The organism is Streptococcus sp. SCPM-O-B-23252 (M501) (assembly GCF_058200355.1).
Genome location: NZ_JBYQGS010000001.1, coordinates 708,412 through 728,621 on the forward strand (window position 1 = coordinate 708,412; position 20,210 = coordinate 728,621).

Below are 20,210 nucleotides of genomic sequence, written 5' to 3' on the forward strand. Positions count from 1 at the left end.
TTTATTATATAAAATAGTTAGCTGACTATTTAAAAACATGAGCTCATTTTTTGATACAGTTAAGTAGTTCTAAAACTTTTCGCAGTTAGAAAAGTGCCTGAAACAATTTTGTTTCAGGCACTCGGGAGTTTTGAGACCTTAGGCTCAAAACTAAGTCATGGAACTTCTTGGAAGTTCGCTGACGTCCGTACTCACCTAAGGAAAGTTTCCAAGTAGATTAAATATTTTATCTGAAATTCTTTGGTTATTTTAACAGAAGAAATTTTAAAAACAAAACACTGGATTAGGAATGGCTAACAATTCCGATGATGGTATCCACTGCACGTTCCATGGTTTGAAGGCTGACATATTCAAAGCGACCATGCATATTTTCGCCACCAGCGAAAAGGTTTGGAGTTGGAATTCCCATGAAGGAAATCTTAGAACCGTCTGTACCGCCGCGGATTGGTTCGATGATTGGCGTAATGCCCAAATCTTCCATAACTTCCTTAGCCAGGTTGACTGGTGTCATGTCTTTCTCGATGACCTGTTTCATGTTGTAGTACTGGTCTTTAAGGGTCAAGAGAACACGTTCGGCACCAAGTTCTTGGTTCATCTTGCTTGCGATGTCTTCCATCATGGCTTTACGGGCTTCAAAGTTCTCTGTCTCGAAGTCACGTATAATGTAGCTAGCATGCGCTTCCTCAACAGTCCCATCAATATTCATTAAATGGAAGAAGCCTTGGTAGCCATCTGTTTTTTCAGGGCGGTCTTCTTCAGGGAGTTGATTGTGGAAGTCAATGGCTAACTGGAGAGCATTGACCATTTGGTTCTTTGCAGTACCTGGGTGCACATTACGCCCTTTGAAGGTGATTTCAGCTCCTGCAGCAGAGAAGGTTTCGTATTGCAATTCACCAAGAGGACCACCGTCCACTGTATAAGCGAAGTCTACATTGAAATCTTCTGCATCAAACTTATCTGCTCCGACTCCGATTTCTTCATCTGGTCCAAAGCCAACTCGGATTTCGCAGTGTTTGATTTCTGGATGGGCAGTCAAGTATTCGATGGCTGTCATAATCTCAGCAATCCCTGATTTGTCATCTGCACCAAGAAGGGTCGTACCGTCAGTAGTGATCAAGGTTTGACCTTTGTAGTTATGGAGGTTAGCAAAGTCGGCTGGATCAAGTGAATAACCAGAATCACCGAGAGCAATAGTGCCACCATCATAGTTTTCAATGACTTGTGGGCTGATATTCTCAGCATTGAAGTCAGCTGTATCCATATGAGAGATAAAGCCAATCTTTCGGGTAAGACTTGGATCGTTTGCTGGCAGCGTTCCAATCGCAAAACCATTTGGAAGGTAATAAACATTTTGCAGTCCAACTCGTTCCATTTCAGGAAGCAGTACATTCTTTGCAAACTCTACTTGAGAAGGTGTACTAGGAGTTGTTGTTGAAGTCTCATCAGAGCGAGTGTTGACTTTGACATAGGTTAAAAAACGTTCTAATAATGTTGGGTATTTCATTTGTTTTTCCTTTTCTAGTTCTGTACTTGTAGAACATAGCGCTTGATAGCGGTGGCGACACCGTCTTCTTCGTTAGAAGTAGTAGTGACATCAGCCAAAGCTTTAATAGGAGCTGGAGCATTGCCCATAGCAACTCCAAGACCCGCGTACTCAATCATTTCAATATCGTTGTTCTCATCCCCGATAGCCATGACCTCTTGCCTTGGTATTCCCAAGTATTCTTCCAGTGCCTTTAAGCCGGTCGCTTTATTTACCCCTTTAGGAAGGATCTCAAATAGGATTGGTTGGGAGCGAATAGTGTGGAAGCGCTGGGCTAATACTTCTTCATAGGTTTCTTGAAAGACATCAATCTGCTCTTTCTGATCGATAAACATTCCTTGGAAAATCGGTCGTGCCTCAAGAATTTCTTCTAGGCCAAGTGACACGGGGACTGCAGAAACGATGCTAGCATCCATTTTAGCTATTTCAGAAGGTTCCTTATTCAAAATGATATAACGATTTAAATCGAATAAACTCAATTGAGGGTAAATCTTCTGAGTCAGTTGATCAAGATAAACCAAATCTTCTTCAGATAAGGCATTATAACTGATGATAGACCAATCTGATGATTTGACAGTTGTACAACCGTTGTTAATCACAGAGTAGGAGTGATTACTTTTGAAGCCAATTTCTTCAAAAATTGGACGTACACCAGAGAGAGGGCGACCTGTACAGATAACGACGTGTACACCAGCAGCTTCAGCATCCAAAAGAGCCTGCTTATTAGCAGGACTAATGGTTTTGTCTGGTGATAAAAGGGTCCCATCTAAATCAATAGCAACTAATCGAATCATAGCTCGTCCTCCTTAGCTGGTAGAAAGCTAGCAATGACTTTACCGATGACTCTCGGCTCCTCTTCTAAAGGAATAATCTTATCACTATACTTTTTATTGAGGGAAACGAGACGAATCCCTTGGGCTTCACGAAAGACACGCTTGATCAAGGTTTGCCCATCGTACTCAATAGCATAGATGGCACCAGCAGTATCGTAGAAAGTTTGCTTGATTAGGGCAACAGATCTCTTTGGATATTTAGGTTCCAGCGAGTCTGTATGAATCCAAAGTGCTAGATCATAAGCTAGTTTTTGATCAAACCAAACCAAATCTCCCTTAGAAGCACTTTGACTTGCAGCATAACTATCGAAGACCGTATATGGTGTGTATTTCTTCTCGATACGTTTCCGTTCGGCCTGCAAAACCAACAAGCGATTGGCTTCCTCTAAGAGTGAATCTTGAAAATCCTCATCCAGTTGCTTATAGATAAACTCAATCTTAGAATCCTCCAAGGTATCTGGTTGTCCATAACGAGGATCTAGGTCAGAGATGGGGATTTCAAAGAAACTAGCAATCTTTTCTAAGTTTTCACTGACTGGGAGAGAAGTCCCTTTTACATAGCCAGTCAAGGTACTAGCTGGGATACCAGTAGTACGAGATAAATCGACCTGTTTCTTATTCTGAACCTTTAATAGTTCTCTTATTTTCTCGGAAATAATGCGCAAAGCCTCTTTATCTTGTGGGCTTGCTTTTCCACGTCCTCTTGCCAAGATCTTCACCTCCTTTTTACATTACAATTCATTATAGCGAATTAAATCGAAAAAGTAAATAGAAATCCTTTATTGTTCATTAATTATTTTAATTCGAATTAAATAGAAACATAATATATTCTATTAATATATTTTAAAACTTGATATTTTTAGGTATAAGGTCTAAAATAAAGGAAAAGACTTCATGGAGGTAAAAGTATGATTCGGACCGTTCAAATTAAAGATGCAGGTCAAATTCGTGATTTGTGCCACCAGGCATTGGGGTATGATTCGACCCTTGAGAAAGTAACAGCTCAGATCGATAAATTCAATCAGCCAGATTCGGGTCACTTTTGCTTTGTTTACGAAGAGGACCAAACTGGGAATATTTTAGGCTATGTCGAAGCAGAAGCCTATGAGAGTATATATAGCGATCCAGGTTTAAATGTTTTAGGACTAGCTGTTTTTCCTTCTGCTCAAGGACGTGGGATTGGTCGGCAATTGATGGAGCAAGTTGAAGCTCTTGCTCGAACTCATAACTTTTCTTTTATTCGTTTGAGTTCTGCCTCCCATCGTAAAGATGCCCATGTTTTTTATGAACATATAGGTTATGAAGGAAATAAAACACAGAAGCGATTTTTGAAAATAATGGATTAAGATAGGCAAAGGCCTATCTTTTTTGTTATAATATACTGAATAGTTTTATAAGGATGAAAAAATGAATTTAGAAGAATTAAAGAAACGACAAGAGAAGATTCGGAACTTCTCGATTATCGCCCATATTGACCACGGAAAGTCAACCTTGGCGGACCGAATCTTAGAAAAAACTGAGACCGTTTCTAGTCGGGAAATGCAAGCCCAGCTCTTGGACAGCATGGATTTGGAACGGGAACGTGGGATTACCATTAAGCTTAATGCCATCGAGTTGAATTACACGGCAAAAGACGGAGAAACCTACATCTTCCACTTGATTGACACTCCGGGACACGTGGACTTTACTTATGAGGTTTCGCGTTCACTTGCTGCCTGTGAAGGGGCCATTCTCGTAGTGGATGCGGCTCAAGGGATTGAAGCCCAGACTCTGGCAAATGTTTACCTGGCTTTGGATAATGATTTGGAAATCCTGCCAGTTATCAATAAAATCGACTTGCCAGCTGCAGATCCAGAACGGGTACGAACAGAAGTAGAAGACGTCATTGGTCTGGATGCCAGTGAGGCAGTCCTAGCTTCAGCCAAGGCTGGTATCGGGATTGAAGAGATTTTGGAACAAATCGTCGAGAAAGTTCCAGCTCCTACTGGGGATGTTGCTGCTCCATTGCAAGCCTTGATCTTTGACTCAGTATACGACCCATATCGTGGAGTTATCCTTCAAGTTCGGGTGGTTAATGGTATGGTGAAGCCTGGCGACACCATCCAGCTGATGAGCAATGGCAAGACCTTTGATGTGACTGAAGTAGGGATCTTTACTCCTAAAGCGGTCGGTCGTGATTTCCTTGCGACAGGAGATGTTGGTTATATTGCAGCCTCTATCAAGACTGTTGCGGACACTCGTGTCGGAGACACTGTGACCTTAGCGACCAATCCAGCAGCTGAGCCTCTTCATGGATACAAACAAATGAATCCAATGGTCTTTGCAGGTCTTTATCCAATCGAATCCAATAAATACAATGACCTTCGTGAAGCTCTCGAAAAATTGCAACTCAATGATGCTAGTTTACAGTTTGAACCTGAAACATCGCAAGCGCTTGGTTTTGGTTTCCGTTGTGGATTCTTGGGCCTCCTTCATATGGATGTTATCCAAGAACGCTTGGAGCGCGAGTTCAATATTGATTTGATCATGACAGCACCGTCTGTTATCTACAAGGTCAATTTGACAGACGGAGAAGTGCTGGATGTGTCTAACCCGTCTGAGTTTCCAGATCCAACCAAGATTGCTTCAATCGAAGAACCTTATGTCAAAGCGCAAATCATGGTGCCACAGGAGTTTGTCGGAGCTGTCATGGAATTGGCCCAACGTAAACGTGGTGATTTTGTGACCATGGACTACATCGATGAAAATCGAGTCAATGTCATCTATCAAATCCCACTGGCTGAAATTGTCTTTGATTTCTTTGATAAATTGAAGTCTTCTACTCGTGGCTATGCTAGCTTTGACTATGAGTTGTCTGAGTACCGTCCATCCAAACTAGTTAAGATGGATATTCTCCTCAATGGAGATACCGTCGATGCCCTCAGCTTTATCGTTCACAAGGACTTTGCCTATGAACGTGGTAAGTTGATTGTTGAGAAGCTCAAGAAGATTATCCCTCGTCAACAGTTTGAAGTGCCTATCCAAGCAGCTATCGGTCATAAGATCGTGGCTCGTACAGATATCAAGGCCCTTCGGAAGAACGTCTTAGCCAAGTGTTATGGTGGGGACGTCTCACGGAAACGCAAGCTTCTTGAAAAACAAAAAGCCGGTAAGAAACGAATGAAAGCTATCGGTTCAGTAGAAGTACCACAGGAAGCCTTCTTGTCAGTTCTTTCAATGGATGAGGAGTAAGCTTCTCTCTGAAATATTCCAACAAATCAAACGTCCCGTTAGGGGCGTTTTTGTATCGGACTAGACAAATAGCGCTTTCAAATCTTCATTGAACGTGATACACTAGAGGTATCAAAAACCATCACAAAGGAGAGGAAAGATGAAAAATAAGTTCCTACTAGCGACTGTCTCGGTCTTATCAGCTGTTGCCCTTGTAGCTTGTAGCACACCTAAAAAAGAGTCTAGAAAACCATTGTCATCTGAATCTAGTTCCACTGAGGTGGTAAAAAAGAGCAAAAAATCCTCTAGTAAAAAGACTTCTAGCAAGGTGGAGTCAAAATCATCGGATGATACCAAGAGTTCTGTTGAAACCAAACGGGTTGGTTCTCCAGATTATGGTTATATCGATATCCCAAGCAAGTGGATTAAATTTACAGATATAGATGGTGGAGACAGCATTCAATTTACAGATGGAAGTGCCTACAATATCGTTACCATGAACGGGTATACTAAAGAGAAAGCAAATGTTGGTGAAGGGGAAGTCTTCAACGCAGAGTTGATTGCGAACCGAATTGCTTATTATTGGAATGACAATAAAGAAGTAGAGAAAATGTGGGGAGCGAAGACTACTGTCTCAGGGAATGAAGCCTTGCAGCTGAATATTATCCTTAAATCTGGACAGTACCTCATTACTTGGGTCTTCCAAAAGGATGATAAGGTATACTTGATGTCTTTTGAAGGGGATCCAGAGACCTTGGCTCAATTCATTCCTTACATTGAAGAAACTTGGAGTTTGGATGAGAAAGGTCCAAAAGCCTAAGTTCTTATGAAGAATAAGCCAATATGTCTAAGCTAGAAAGGGTCTGATAAAAGTCATGAGGCGCTGGAAAAGCAGCTACTATGGGAAATTGAATTTCTCTTAATCGAAGATCTTGAGGGTAGGATAGAATGAATGGTGTCTTCCATTTATTTTAACCTGCTCTTTTTTGTTGAGTATGGTATAATGCTCTTATCCATTTAGCAATTAGAAAGTAGTTTATGTCTCAAGAAATTGACTTAGAAAAATACCATCAGTTAGCGGTTCAAAAGCAAAAGGAGCACCGCAAGGTATTGGCGAATCTGAAAAAGAAGCCTCTTAAAAATCTAGATAAAATAGCCCAAGAGATCCACGATGAAGTCTTTCAAGAAATTGATTGTACAGCCTGTGCCAACTGCTGTAAGACCCTAGGACCCGATTTTAAAGAAGCAGATATCACGCGCATCGCCAAGTATTTCAAGATGAAGCTTCCAGCTTTTGAGGCGGAATTTCTTCAAGTCGATGAAGATGGGGATAAGGTTTTTAAATCCATGCCTTGCCCTTTCTTGGGTGGTGATAATCTCTGTTCCATCTACGATGTGCGTCCCAAGGCTTGCCGAGAATTTCCTCATACAGACCGCAAGAAAATCTACCAGATCAACCATCTGACTATCAAGAATACCCTCACTTGCCCAGCAGCTTATTTATTTGTAGAAAAATTGAAGGATCGTTTGTAACTATAATTTATTCTTGTTGTGTTTTATAAAAAATTATTGGATTGATAATTTATTTAGACTAGTATAGAGTAATTTTAAATTTTTTAATAAATACTAGTATAGTTAGAATTTTTATAGACATATTAATGATACACTAAGTATATTGATGAAAAAAAGGAAATTTAATGATTCTGAAAGATAAGTATAGCCATATATTTAAAATTAGCAATTCTGATTATAATAAAGCAAAAAGTTATTATGATAAATACCTACAGCTTTTTGATAAAATTCTTAAAGAAAGCAAACCTTTCAGCGATGATTTAAGGCTTGAAATCGAATCTTCAAATCCATGGAATAAAGCAGGTTTTTCAAAAAATGGTTATAATTTCACTTCTTTAGCAGAACCTGATTGTTTTATTTTAGGTGAGTTACTGATTGAGAATATTGAACAGTTATTAAAAAATGATTCTAAATCCAAAGATATAGTACAATCTAGATTTAAAGACTTTGAACAAGCTTTTGATGGTAATTTTATTGATCCTAAGGTTATAATTCTTGGTATAAATCCTAAAATGACTGTCCAGCATGAGCCATATGGATTAGATACAACCATATATAAGAAACCTTTTGACAATAGAAAAAGTATTCTAAATAATGACTATTATTTCGGACCTAATGGTTTGTTTTATGCAAAGATGGGAAAACATGTTCAATTAAAAGAAGCTCATTATGATATGATTTTTAATTTAGATAAAGTTACTCCAGTTGCACTTTGGGAATTTTTTCCTTATGCTTCCGAAAACGAGAATGAGTGGCAAAAAGGACATAAAATGACAAAGGCTTTGAAAGATTATTTTCAACTAAAGAAAATATTGCCAAGTCAAATTTGGATGGTTTGTTTATTAACTTATGCCATAAAAAAATCAAATAAATTAAAAATTTTTTTAAGATAAAATAATAAACACTTTAGAGAAAATTTTTTGAATAGTTACTTCAAATTACTATGTTTAGAAAGTAATACTTGCATTGAGATTTTAACTAAAAAAAGTCCAGCTTCAAAATATTTATCTATAGGTAATGTTAAGTCTTTTTATGAAGAGAATTTAAGAATACGTACTGATTCTATTGAATGTTTTTTTGAAGATTTATGGGACATTACAATAAATAATATTTAACAGTAATTAATACTTAATATAAAAGATAAAATTCTATTTTTGCTTTTTAGAGAGAACAGTTATTTTGTCATACTTAATCAGTGTTGTTTTTATGTAACATACTAACAAAATATTTTGCTAATTGTTAAAAATATAAAAAATAAGAATGAGGTATTAATTTGGCATATACATTTTTACTTTTTGACCTAGACCACACCTTGTTGGACTTTGATACAGCGGAGGAAGTGGCCTTAACGCAATTTCTCCAATATCAGGGGGTTCAAGATATCCAATCCTTTAAAGATTACTACAAACCCATGAACCAAGGCCTCTGGAAAGATTTGGAGCAAAAGAAGATTAGCAAGAAAGACTTGATTAACAGCCGGTTTGCCATTGCCTTTGCCCATTTTGGTAGAGAGGTAGATGGTGAAGAGATGGCTCTTCGATACCAGGACTACATTAGTCGACAGGGACAGACTTTCTCAGGAGCAGAAGACTTGTTAGCTAAGCTAGTAAAAAGAGGTTACCAGCTCTATGGTGCTACCAACGGCGTTACTGCCATTCAACAAGGGCGTTTGAAGCAATCAGCCATTACCCCTTATTTCAAAGAAATTTTCATCTCTGAACAATTAGGAACTCAAAAACCGGAAGTGGCCTTTTACGAAAAGATTGCGAACCTGATCCCAGGATTTGCCAAGGAACAAGCTCTCATGATTGGCGATTCTTTGACGGCGGACATCGCTGGAGGCAATGCTGCGGGGATTGATACCGTCTGGTACAATCCGGATCACAAAGAAAATACCAGTCCAGTAGTGCCGACTTATGAAGTGGATTCTTATGAGGCTTTATTGGCTCTCTTGCGAAAGGATTAGCCTAGTACTGATACCAGTTGCTTTCAGTTAGAGGTGAAAAGGAATTGACCTGAAAAGAAGGAGAGTGTAAACGGGGTTAAATGATTAGAAAGAGTTTATTTTTTCAATTTCTTATTCGACTAGCTTATATCCTCCTATTAGCTGGTGCAGCTTTCTATCTGTTATTCTTGTTAAATGGGATGGATTGGGATCAAGCTACTATCCAGGAAAGAAAAGGGTTTCGAGCGTGGATTATGCTTGGCTGTACGGTTTCTTTCATTCTCATTCGGCAAGTATTCGAATTTGTTCGTCTGATTTGTAAAACAAGCAGAAAAGGCAGAGAGTTTTCGCAGGAATGGATCGAATCAATCTCTTTGCAGGAAATAGAGAAGGAAGCGGAATTCAGAGAACCGAGGTTGAAATTACTTGTATATAAGGGCTATTTGATAACCTACCGGTCTTGTTTCGACTATCTGAGAATAGATGAGGACATTTGGAAAATCCAACTTCAGAAATTTCAAAAGTATAGTTATAGTAGATACTCTGGTAGAAACAAATCACTTCTTCCTCCTAAGTATTTTCTTGTGTTAAGGGATTTTGACTACAAGGAATACTATCTCGCTATTAGCTATCAGAAAGAGGAGTGGCATCACTTTTGGTCCTATCTGTTCAGGGAATATCCATGGATAGAGTGCAGCGGTGATGTGGAGGAACATCAAATATAAGCGTTTCTTTAAGAATCTGAACAAGCTTTGTTCAAATTTCATTCCATTACAAACTAGCTCTCGGGCTAGTTTTTTGTTATTATGGATAAATGAATATATTTAAACAAATACCATTCAATATCAAGAAATGGGTCGGCTACCTAGTTCGTGCATTCTTCACGGTGGTCGCTCTCTTGATTTGTTTTCTCTTTTATTTTACTAATCAAGAAGAAAAAGAAATCCAACAGCAAATTTCTGGCTTTTATCAGGAAGCAGGATTTAAAGGAGACCTACATTTTAAAGCAGCTAAACTCCATGGGATGTCGACCAAATATGCTTATACCTATCAAGAAAGAGTTGAGGGAAAGACGGTTCAGTTTGACTTTCCCGATGCGACTCATCTATCAAAAGAAGAAACTGGGAAAAACTATGACACGGCAGGAGAACTGGCTCAACATTACAACAGTTGGTTAGTAGCTCCGTTCTTCGAAAGAGCATTTACGGAATCTCAAGGATTTCAACAATTAAAGCAAGAGATAAAAGAGCGATTCCATCAACAGGGCCTCGAGGTAAGCGAGATTCGTCTCCAGTTACCAATACAAAATCCCGATTTTGAAGATCAGTTAGCAAGAGACTTGCTAGCTGCCGAGAAAGCTGGAGAAACGGATCTTCGAGGGATTCTAACCTTGGATTATGCTACCTACCGCCAAATTAAGGGATTTTCCTTTACCGTTACAGTGACTTCCCTCGCCAAAGAATTTGAAGGAAAGCACTTGGATGTATCCGGTCTTCCTCCTGGGAACTATGTGATTGAATCGGATTCCAAAAATGAAGGATCTTATTACTTTGAGATCGATTAAAAAATTTTTAATAGTGTCAAGTTTTTTTCTTGACAGGTCTATAAAATGTGTTATAATAGATTATGTGCTAAATAGCTTGTCTATTTCACCGAAAATTAAAATATAGAAAAGAGACTTATAAAAATGGCAGTTAAAATTCGTTTGACTCGTATGGGTTCTAAGAAAAAACCTTATTACCGTATCAACGTAGCAGATTCACGTTCACCACGTGATGGACGTTTCATCGAAACAGTTGGAACTTACAATCCACTTGTTGAAGAAAACCAAGTAACTTTGAAAGAAGACCGCGTTCTTGCATGGTTGGCTGATGGAGCTCAACCTTCAGATACAGTTCGCAACATCCTTTCAAAAGAAGGTGTCTTGAAGAAATTCCACGATTCTAAATTCTCAAAATAATCATAAAGTAGGTTGATGTATGGATACGATTGAAAATCTTATTATTGCAATTGTGAAACCCTTGATTTCACAACCGGATGCCTTAACCATCAAGATCGAAGATACTCCTGAATTCTTGGAGTACCACCTTGACCTTGATCCTAGCGATGTTGGTCGAGTGATCGGTCGGAAAGGTCGCACCATTTCTGCGATAAGAACGATTGTCTACTCTGTCCCAACTGAAGATAAAAAAGTAAGAATCGTTATTGACGAAAAATAAAAAGGCGGGACATTGTCCCGTTTTTTTGTTACAAGGAGAAGCTATGAAACAAGTGACCATTGGCCAATTGCAAGCCTATTTAAAGGAACATTACCAAGACAGTCGTACAGAAGAAGGTCTGTTTATCAAGCTCGTCGAAGAGGTTGGTGAAGTTGCCGAGGTCTTAAATGGACGTTCTGGACGAAAAGAAGGGGTTAAGGACTCAAATGAGGAATTGGCTAAAGAACTGGCTGATATAATTCACTATACAGTCTCTATCGCAGCTATCAATGACATCGACCTCACCAAAACTATCTTTGAAAAGGATAAAACAGCAGCTGTCAAATACCAGCACGATAAGGATTTGGAGCAGTTTCTAGCAGAAAAGAGCATTTGAGAAAATCCCTTGAACGTGATAAAATAAACATAAGAATATTTAGTGAATTATTGTATAGAATGAGTGGTTTTGATATGAACCGATTTGAAGTAACTACAAAGATTGGTTGTCTCTCTGTTACTTATAAAAAAAGAAATAGAGTACTAGTCTGTTTAAATGGTGCTGGTTTGATACCAACTTATGAAAATTTTCTACCAATACTTGAAAAACTTCCTTCTTCAATGGGCTACCTTACAATTGATTTTCCAAATACAGGAAGGAGTTTGATTCATAATCAGGCAGGACTAAATTTTGACAGTCTGGTTGATACGGTATACGAAATTCTGGAAGGATTGGAAATTTCTGATTATATACTATGTGTTCATAGTTTAGGTGGTGTTTTGGCGTTAAAGTTGATGAGTAAACCAATTAAGTGTCAAGCTTTGATAGCAATTGAACCAACAACAAAAAATATAATGTTTGCTGATTTTTCAAAAAATCCTTATCCAGAAATGGAAGAGCAAATGAGGATGATTGAAGAATGTGGTCCGGAAAATTATTTTAAGGGACTAACTCAAGCAACATTTGAACCTGAAACTGATAGACTGATTTGGGAATTGATGGAAGAAAAGGGCTTAGAATTGGAAAAGCAAGTTCCTGGATTTCAGATATCTGTAACTATTACCGCTGAAGATTTTGATAGCTTGTCCTTAGCAGATGATATTCCTGTTTTCGTATTTTGTCAGGCGTACAGAGAAAAAGAGTATAGAGATTCAGAATATTGGAATTCTAATACAAAACTCATTCTAGGTGGAAACCACCACTATCTACAGTGGTCAGAATCGGAAAAAATTGCAGCTCTTATTAGAGAACTGTAGAGATAAATTAATTAAAAGAGGAATGTAAAGAATAAAATGAATTATTTTAACGTTGGGAAAATTGTCAATACCCAAGGCTTGCAAGGAGAGATGCGGGTCTTGTCTGTGACAGACTTTGCGGATGAGCGCTTTAAAAAAGGAGCGGAGTTGGCTCTCTTCGATGAGAAGGATCAGTTTGTCCAAACAGTGACCATTGCCAGTCACCGTAAGCACAAGAACTTTGATATCATCAAGTTTAAGGATATGTACCATATCAATGCCATCGAAAAGTTCAAGGGTTTTAGCCTCAAGGTTGCCGAGGAAGACTTGACGGATTTGGAGGATGGTGAATTTTACTACCACGAGATCATTGGCCTTGATGTTTATGAAAATGACCAGCTCATCGGTCAGATCAAGGAAATCCTGCAACCGGGTGCCAATGATGTCTGGGTGGTCAAACGCAAAGGTAAACGAGACCTTCTCTTGCCTTATATCCCACCAGTGGTCCTCAATATTGATATCCCAGGAAACCGGGTGGATGTAGATATCTTGGAAGGGTTAGACGATGAAGATTGATATTTTAACCCTCTTTCCAGAGATGTTTTCACCCCTGGAGCACTCTATCGTCGGAAAGGCTCGTGAAAAAGGTCTATTAGAGATCAACTACCATAATTTCCGTGAAAATGCAGAGAAGGCGCGGCATGTGGATGATGAACCCTATGGTGGCGGGCAAGGCATGCTCTTGCGAGCTCAGCCGATTTTCGATGCCTTTGATGCCATTGAGAAAAAGAATCCGCGCGTGATCTTACTGGACCCTGCTGGTCGGACCTTTGACCAAGCCTATGCAGAAGAGTTAGCTCAGGAAGAAGAATTGATCTTTATCTGTGGTCACTATGAAGGCTACGACGAGCGGATCAAGACCTTGGTAACAGATGAGATTTCTCTGGGAGATTATGTTCTGACGGGCGGTGAACTAGCAGCCATGACCATGATTGATGCGACAGTCCGCTTGATTCCAGAGGTGATCGGAAAAGAATCCAGCCACCAGGATGATAGTTTCTCGTCTGGTCTCTTAGAGTATCCTCAATACACACGACCTTATGAATACCGAGGGATGACGGTTCCAGATGTCCTCATGAGTGGTCACCATGAAAATATCCGTCAATGGCGTCTTTACCAGAGTTTGAAAAAGACCTTGGAGCGTCGCCCTGATCTGCTAGAAAACTATGAATTGACAGCAGAAGAAGAGAAGATGTTGGAGCAAATTAAACAAGAAGACTAACAGCGACAGCTGTTTTTCTTTTGCTCTAAAATTAGAAAAAATCTTTCCCATCCTACTAGTTATTGGTAACAAAATGTGGTATTCTTATGAAGAGAGAAGAGAAATGAAAAAGTTTTGGTGGGGATTGCAATGGGTAAAAAAATAGGAAAATCAGTCTTTACAACGGGTGTCGCTGCGACAACCCTCTTTTCAGGTTTGGCTGGACATAAGACGCAAGCGGAGGAGATCACTCAGAAGGATGCTGGGGATCAGCAGTCGACGGATATGACTGGAATGGATTCAAGTTTTATGGATATGGATATCTTAAATGAACAGTTAGCAAAAGCTGAAAAAAGAGTAGAAGACCAACGTTTGCTCTTGAATCAGGCTCAATCTGAATACAATGTAGCCAAGTCTGGTCTTGAAGCTGCTGAAGCGAACTTACAGAATACTGAAACAAGGATTCAAAACTCCAATCAAAGCACTATTGGCAAAACTGAAAATGAAGTTGCGGTTGGTGAAGCAGTTGTTACTTTAGAAGAAGACAAGGTACGCCAAGCAACAGAAGCCGATTGCCAAGTCCGTTCTGCCATCAAGAATCAAGAGAATAAAATCGCTGCCCAACAATTACTTGTAGATATTGCAGGTAATGAATTGAGAAAAGCCAAACAACCCATCCAGAACGATGAGACAGTATTAGCCAACGCACAGCAAAAAGAGGGGCAGGCGCAAAATGAAGTAAAACTAGCTCAAGCATTAGTGGTTCAACTGACAGAAACTGATGCCAAAGTGCCTCAGGTCTTAAAGCAGATTTCTAGTGAGATCGCGGGAGTACAGGAGAAAGTTGAGAAATTAACTCATCAAATCTCCCAAAAAGAAGTGGAGTTAGAACAGGTCCGTGAAGCGGCAATGCTAAGTCCCATCAATCTTCAACAGGCAAGCTATGAGGGTTTGCTTCAAGAGTGGGCCAAGGCGGGTGACCAAGGCGCTGTCGATGCCTTGTCTCTTTATAGCCGTAGGAGTGAAGAGGAGCAGCTGGCAGGTGGAAAGGTCACTAGATTAGATAACGTCTTAAAAGCGTTAGAAATCGTAGATACGATTAATCAGTACCGTCGCCAGGCTGGTTTAGAGGAGCTCTTGGTAGATCCTTATCAATTGCCTGCTAGTCAACTTCAAACAGAGTATTATGTTAACCATCGAAAAGGCTTGTCCAGTTACCAAGAGAATGAGAATGTTGCCTGGGGCTATCGACCTAGAGAAGCGGTTGCCTTCTGGTATAGTGAAAAAGACCACTATCGTCAATTAGCCAAGCAATTCAATTTACCGACGGATGAAAGTCAGCTAGATCCTAGTCAGATCTTCAGAAAAGTGGGACCGGAGCTATTTGCTAAGGTTGGCCACTATATCCACATGATGGGGAATCAATACAAGGCTATTTCAGTTGCCTATGCTCCAGATTTAGAAGTATCTCAAGCAGCTTTCTTTGAAGAAGGAAGTCCGCTTTATACCAGCGAAGAACTGACCAAGTGGATGAGAAAAGTTGCCAATGCAAGGACGACAAAAGCGGATGTGAAGGCTGTAAAAAATACATTGGAGAGCCTAAAGGTCGAAAAGATTAACCAAGAATCCCGCATCAATATCCTTTCTGGGCATTTATTCGATGTCAAGAATTCTCTTGCAAGTCATGAGCAACTATTGGCACGTGCACAACGTAACTTAGCTTCTGCGATGAAGAAATGGCAGGCTGCGTCGATAGAAGTCAAGGAAGCCGAAAACTCACTGGCAGTATCACGAGCTCGTATACAAGGTAGTATTAGCCCGAAAGAAGAAGCCTTGAAAAATGTTACTCTGGCATTAGAAGAAGATAAAAAGCAATTAGAAGCTTTACAGAATGCAGCGAAGGAGACTAGATCTAAGCTTGAAGGCGCACATGCTCAACTTCAAATCGCTCAAAAACAATTAACGCAAGCTAAAGGTCATCTTAAACTGTTTACTAATTCATCTGAACTGCTAGTTGATGCCCAAGCCTTGGTGGCTTCCGCAAAAACTGAACTTGAAGAGAAAAAAGTAGAATTTGAAACAGCCTTTGCAAGTTTTATGGCTTATCAAAAAGAAGCTAGTGAGTTCAGGAGTCGGATAGAGAAAATTCAGTCAAATGAGGATGGAAACCAACCTGTAGTAGCAGGAGGGGAAGAAGTTACTGATCAGGCCCAAGTTTCGATACTGGCTTCTACTCAATCAGAAGATCACTTGCAAGACGAAGCTGACCTTGAGAAAGCTACTGGAAAAGACGAACACAAACGTAAAAAAGGATTATCCAAATGGTTGCGAGGGTTTGGGTTTAAAAAAGATGACTAGTTGTTAAAGTGAGAGTGAGACAGAAATCAGTAATTCGTTAGAATTCGATTTCGTCGTCCCACCTCCGCACAGTTGAGTAGGGCTGTAAAAGCTGATGAAATCAGCGTAGTAGAGCCCACTCAACCACTGCGTCTTGCTCGACAATCCAAAGACATTTAAGAGGCTAGGACTTTTGTCCAGCCTCTTTTTCTTGCGTAGGAATTTGAAATTGGAGATTTTTAGTAGGATTTACAGGACTATGATTGATGGTCAAATAGTTTGTTTAAAAGTGAGAGTGATAGAAAAAAATGACAGAAAATGAAAGAAAATGATATTTAGTGCTTGACTTTGAAAGATAAGAGAGTATAATAGTCCTTGTAATCGTTTCCGAAAGGAGGTTCTATGTTAAAATCTGAACGAAAACACATCATTTTAGAAAAGGTTATCAAAGAGCGGATCGTCTCATTGGAAGATTTAGTAAAAGAGCTAAACTCTTCAGAATCAACGATTCGACGCGATTTGGATGAATTAGAAGCTGAGAATAAACTGAGACGGATTCACGGTGGGGCTGAAAGTCTTCATTCCTTGCAGGAAGAAGAAAGTAATAAAGATAAAGCAATCAAAAACGTGCAAGAAAAATCTGCCATTGCAAAAAAAGCAGCAGAATTGATCAAAGATTTTGAAGTTGTCTTTATCGATGCAGGAACCACCAATGAATTATTGGTTCATGAATTGGCCAATCCAACTGTTACAGTTGTGACCAATTCCATTCACCATGCAGCTAGTTTAGTAGAGAGAGACATTCCAACGGTCATCATCGGAGGGATGGTCAAGACGTCGACGGACGCTAGCATCGGAGGAATAGCCTTGAATCAAATCGGCCAGCTGAGCTTCGATCGAGCCTTTATCGGAATGAATGGCGTCGACCTAGAGTCGTACAGTACACCGGATCTTGAAGAAGGGGCTGTCAAACGGGCCATTCTAGAGAATGCAAAGAATACTTACATTCTTCTTGACTCGTCAAAACTTGGTCGGACCTCTTTTGTCAAGGTAGCTCCGGTTAAGAGAGCAACCATCATTACCAATGCTTCGGATACAGAAATCCTTTCTAAATTAAAAGAAAAAACGGAGGTTATAGAGGTTTGATTTATACAGTAACACTGAATCCTGCCATTGACTATATTGTCCGTCTCGATCATGTAGAGACAGGGGCGGTCAACCGGATGGCTTCGGAAGATAAATTCGCCGGTGGTAAGGGAATCAATGTCAGTCGTGTTTTGAAGCGGCTCGATATCGAAAATACAGCGACTGGATTTATCGGAGGTTTCACAGGGCGCTTCATTGAAGACGTACTGACCAGCGAAGCTATTTCTACCAACTTTGTGACAGTGGACCAAGATACACGGATCAATGTCAAGATCAAGGCCGATGAGGAAACCGAGATCAATGGGAACGGCCCAGAAGTGACGGAAGCTCAGTTGCAAGAATTGCTTAGCATCCTGTCAAGCTTAACAGCAGATGATGTAGTAGTATTTGCTGGATCTGCCCCATCTTCACTTGGAAATACCGTTTACAAACAATTGATTGCAGCAACTCGTGCGACAGGTGCGCAAGTGGTTTGCGATTTTGAAGGTCAAACCTTGATTGATTCCTTGGAGTTTAACCCCCAATTGGTCAAACCAAACAACCATGAGTTGGGAGCTATTTTTGGCGTTACCTTGACGGAATTGCCAGAAATTGAACGCTATGCCAAAGAAATCTTGGCCAAAGGAGCGCAAAACGTTATTATATCCATGGCGGGTGATGGTGCTCTTCTGGTAAGTCCAAGTGGTACCTACTTCGCAAAACCCATCAAAGGGCAAGTGAAGAACTCAGTCGGGGCTGGTGATTCCATGGTAGCAGGTTTCACTGGGAAACTCGCAACGACAGGAGATGTCATCGAAGCCTTTAAATGGGGCGTGGCTTGTGGCACAGCGACCACCTTCTCAGATGACTTGGCGACAGCGGACTATATTAAAGAAACTTATGAAAAAGTAGAGGTAGAAAAACTATGAAAATTCAAGACGTTTTAAATAAAAACGTGATGTTGTTTGACCTTCAGGCAACAGATAAAGAGGGCGTGATCAATGAGATGGTCCAATCGCTCGTCGACAATGGTGTGGTGACAGATTTTGACACCTTCAAGGCTGGCATCATGAACCGTGAAGCACAAACTTCAACTGGTTTGGGTGACGGGATAGCTATGCCCCACAGCAAAAACGAAGCTGTCAAAGAAGCAACGGTCTTGTTTGCAAAATCAAACAAAGGTGTGGACTATGCTTCGCTTGATGGCCAACCAACAGATTTGTTCTTCATGATCGCAGCTCCAGAAGGAGCAAACGACACTCACTTGGCAGCCCTTGCTGAATTGTCTAAGTATTTGATGAAACCAGGATTTGCGGACAAACTTCGCCAAGCAAGCACCCCTGATCAAGTCATTGCAGCCTTTGATGCAGAAGAGCAAGAAGCTGCTGTCGAAGAAGCAAAAAAAGCAGAAGCAGTCAAAGAAGCAGCTTCATCTGATAAACCGCTCATTGTTGCCGTTACAGCATGTACAACAGGTATCGCCCACACTTACATGGCAGAAGAAGCCCTCATCAAAAAAGGTGAAGAAATGGGTGTTACAGTACGCGTTGAAACAAACGGTGCATCAGGTGTCGGCAACCGCTTGACAGCTGAAGAAATCGCCAAAGCTGAAGGGGTCATCATTGCTGCAGATAAGGCAGTTGAAACCGCTCGTTTTGATGGCAAAAAATTGATCTCTAAACCAGTCGCAGCTGGTATCCGTCAAACCGAAGAATTGATCCAAACCATCTTGGATGACAAAGCAGAAGTCTTCCACGCTGAAAATGCTGCACAAGCTAGCGCTAGCCAAGAAAAATTGAGCTTAGGTGGAGCTTTCTACAAACACTTGATGAGTGGGGTTTCTCAAATGCTTCCATTCGTTATCGGTGGTGGGATCTTGATCGCCCTTGCCTTCTTGATCGACCAAATTCTTGGGGTGCCTCAAGATCAATTGTCTCAACTTGGCTCATACCATGAATTAGCAGCTCAATTTAAAACAATCGGTGGTGCAGCCTTTGGCTTCATGCTTCCTGTACTTGCAGGTTACATCGGATTCTCAATCGCTGAAAAACCTGGTTTTGTAGCAGGGTTTATCGCAGGATCTATTGCTAGCTCAGGTTCAGCATTTGGCAACATCGCTTTCGGGGCTGCTAAAGGTGAATTACCAGCAGCTGTATCATCTGGTTTCCTTGGCGCTTTGGTTGGTGGTTTCCTTGCAGGTGGAGTGATTCTGGTCCTTCGTAAAGCTCTTGCAGGTCTTCCACGTTCTCTTGATGGTATCCGTTCCATCCTTCTCTTACCATTGCTTGGTGTTGGTTTGACAGGTTTCTTGATGTTCCTCATCAATATTCCAATGGCTGCCATCAATACTGGTCTTAACAACTTCCTTTCAAGCTTATCAGGTAGCTCAGCTGTTCTTCTTGGACTTCTCGTTGGAGGTATGATGGCTGTCGATATGGGTGGACCAGTCAATAAAGCAGCTTATGTCTTCGCTACAGGCACACTTGCTGAATCTGTTGCTTCAGGTGGTTCTATTGTTATGGCAGCTGGTATGGTTCCTCCATTGGCAGTATTCGTAGCAACTGTCTTGTTCAAAGATAAATTCACACAAGAAGAACGTGATTCTGGTTTGACAAACATTGTCATGGGTCTTTCCTTCATCACAGAAGGTGCCATTCCTTTCGGTGCAGCTGACCCAGCTCGTGCCATCCCAAGCTTCATCGCAGGTTCAGCATTGACAGGTGCTCTTGTTGGTCTTGCAGGCTTGAAACTTATGGCTCCTCACGGAGGAATCTTCGTGATCGCCCTTACTTCAAATCCACTTCTTTATATCTTGTTCGTATTGATCGGTGCAGTTGTAAGTGGTATCTTGTTCGGATTGCTTCGCAAACCTAAAAACTAAACATGACGAAAAGGCTGGGATTTCCCCAGCCTTTTTTCTTCTCTCTCTGAGAGAAAACAGTGTGAAAAGACA

The 20,210-nt window shown here is 40.5% G+C and carries 21 protein-coding genes; 18 read left to right on the top strand and 3 right to left on the bottom strand.

What is annotated here, in order from left to right:
* Positions 1–283 precede the first annotated feature (283 nt).
* From pepT to AC3E6G_RS03495, 3 genes are read right to left on the bottom strand one after another with little or no spacing between them, the layout of a single operon-like run.
* On the bottom strand, positions 284–1,504 hold the full coding sequence (gene pepT / locus AC3E6G_RS03485) for a peptidase T (RefSeq protein WP_490700461.1): 1,221 nt from the start codon (positions 1,502–1,504) through the stop codon (positions 284–286).
* A 14-nt stretch (positions 1,505–1,518) separates the two neighbouring features.
* Positions 1,519–2,337, bottom strand: a complete 819-nt coding sequence (locus AC3E6G_RS03490; RefSeq protein WP_490700462.1) for a Cof-type HAD-IIB family hydrolase — start codon at positions 2,335–2,337, stop codon at positions 1,519–1,521.
* A complete protein-coding gene (locus tag AC3E6G_RS03495) occupies positions 2,334–3,086 on the bottom strand; it encodes a LexA family transcriptional regulator (protein ID WP_490700463.1) in 753 nt (250 codons plus the stop codon). Before AC3E6G_RS03495 ends, AC3E6G_RS03490 begins: the two co-directional genes overlap by 4 nt.
* A gap of 198 nt (positions 3,087–3,284) precedes the next feature.
* On the opposite strand from AC3E6G_RS03495, the gene AC3E6G_RS03500 reads away from it, so the two are divergent.
* The 18 genes from AC3E6G_RS03500 (at position 3,285) to AC3E6G_RS03585 (ending at position 20,138) form a co-directional block, all read left to right on the top strand.
* Positions 3,285–3,722 (top strand): GNAT family N-acetyltransferase, encoded by a 438-nt coding sequence (locus tag AC3E6G_RS03500; protein WP_490700464.1) that lies wholly within the window; start codon positions 3,285–3,287, stop codon positions 3,720–3,722.
* 61 nt (positions 3,723–3,783) lie between these two features.
* Positions 3,784–5,607 (top strand): translation elongation factor 4, encoded by a 1,824-nt coding sequence (gene lepA / locus AC3E6G_RS03505; protein WP_414281052.1) that lies wholly within the window; start codon positions 3,784–3,786, stop codon positions 5,605–5,607.
* A 139-nt stretch (positions 5,608–5,746) separates the two neighbouring features.
* Positions 5,747–6,406, top strand: a complete 660-nt coding sequence (locus AC3E6G_RS03510) for a hypothetical protein (RefSeq protein ID WP_272078482.1) — start codon at positions 5,747–5,749, stop codon at positions 6,404–6,406.
* A 218-nt stretch (positions 6,407–6,624) separates the two neighbouring features.
* Positions 6,625–7,119, top strand: a complete 495-nt coding sequence (locus AC3E6G_RS03515) for a YkgJ family cysteine cluster protein (RefSeq protein ID WP_048788853.1) — start codon at positions 6,625–6,627, stop codon at positions 7,117–7,119.
* A gap of 164 nt (positions 7,120–7,283) precedes the next feature.
* Positions 7,284–8,051 (top strand): hypothetical protein, encoded by a 768-nt coding sequence (locus AC3E6G_RS03520; RefSeq protein ID WP_490700465.1) that lies wholly within the window; start codon positions 7,284–7,286, stop codon positions 8,049–8,051.
* A 380-nt stretch (positions 8,052–8,431) separates the two neighbouring features.
* Positions 8,432–9,124, top strand: a complete 693-nt coding sequence (gene pynA, locus AC3E6G_RS03525) for a pyrimidine 5'-nucleotidase PynA (protein ID WP_314837225.1) — start codon at positions 8,432–8,434, stop codon at positions 9,122–9,124.
* 80 nt (positions 9,125–9,204) lie between these two features.
* Entirely contained in the window at positions 9,205–9,828 is a 624-nt protein-coding gene (locus tag AC3E6G_RS03530) for a hypothetical protein (protein WP_490700466.1), read from the top strand.
* Between the two features lie 89 nt (positions 9,829–9,917).
* Positions 9,918–10,667 (top strand): hypothetical protein, encoded by a 750-nt coding sequence (locus AC3E6G_RS03535; protein ID WP_314837224.1) that lies wholly within the window; start codon positions 9,918–9,920, stop codon positions 10,665–10,667.
* Positions 10,668–10,790: 123 nt separating this feature from the next.
* Positions 10,791–11,063 carry a 30S ribosomal protein S16 gene (gene rpsP / locus AC3E6G_RS03540; protein ID WP_006596292.1) on the top strand — a complete coding sequence of 91 codons (273 nt, stop codon included), beginning with the start codon at positions 10,791–10,793 and terminating at the stop codon, positions 11,061–11,063.
* 19 nt (positions 11,064–11,082) lie between these two features.
* Entirely contained in the window at positions 11,083–11,322 is a 240-nt protein-coding gene (gene kphA, locus AC3E6G_RS03545) for an RNA-binding protein KphA (RefSeq protein ID WP_003001620.1), read from the top strand.
* 43 nt (positions 11,323–11,365) lie between these two features.
* On the top strand, positions 11,366–11,698 hold the full coding sequence (locus AC3E6G_RS03550) for a MazG nucleotide pyrophosphohydrolase domain-containing protein (protein WP_490700467.1): 333 nt from the start codon (positions 11,366–11,368) through the stop codon (positions 11,696–11,698).
* 74 nt (positions 11,699–11,772) lie between these two features.
* Positions 11,773–12,555 carry an alpha/beta hydrolase gene (locus AC3E6G_RS03555; RefSeq protein WP_490700468.1) on the top strand — a complete coding sequence of 261 codons (783 nt, stop codon included), beginning with the start codon at positions 11,773–11,775 and terminating at the stop codon, positions 12,553–12,555.
* Positions 12,556–12,591: 36 nt separating this feature from the next.
* Complete coding sequence (gene rimM, locus AC3E6G_RS03560) at positions 12,592–13,110, top strand: ribosome maturation factor RimM (protein WP_070675786.1); 519 nt, start codon at positions 12,592–12,594, stop codon at positions 13,108–13,110.
* Complete coding sequence (gene trmD / locus AC3E6G_RS03565; protein ID WP_003007469.1) at positions 13,100–13,816, top strand: tRNA (guanosine(37)-N1)-methyltransferase TrmD; 717 nt, start codon at positions 13,100–13,102, stop codon at positions 13,814–13,816. The genes rimM and trmD overlap by 11 nt, the downstream gene beginning before the upstream one ends.
* Positions 13,817–13,945: 129 nt before the next feature.
* On the top strand, positions 13,946–16,153 hold the full coding sequence (locus AC3E6G_RS03570; RefSeq protein ID WP_238656602.1) for a CAP domain-containing protein: 2,208 nt from the start codon (positions 13,946–13,948) through the stop codon (positions 16,151–16,153).
* A gap of 381 nt (positions 16,154–16,534) precedes the next feature.
* Positions 16,535–17,278, top strand: a complete 744-nt coding sequence (locus AC3E6G_RS03575) for a DeoR/GlpR family DNA-binding transcription regulator (RefSeq protein WP_238656603.1) — start codon at positions 16,535–16,537, stop codon at positions 17,276–17,278.
* Positions 17,275–18,186 (top strand): 1-phosphofructokinase, encoded by a 912-nt coding sequence (gene pfkB, locus AC3E6G_RS03580; RefSeq protein ID WP_125329383.1) that lies wholly within the window; start codon positions 17,275–17,277, stop codon positions 18,184–18,186. The genes AC3E6G_RS03575 and pfkB overlap by 4 nt, the downstream gene beginning before the upstream one ends.
* Entirely contained in the window at positions 18,183–20,138 is a 1,956-nt protein-coding gene (locus tag AC3E6G_RS03585; RefSeq protein ID WP_490700469.1) for a PTS fructose transporter subunit IIABC, read from the top strand. Before pfkB ends, AC3E6G_RS03585 begins: the two co-directional genes overlap by 4 nt.
* Positions 20,139–20,210 lie beyond the last annotated feature (72 nt).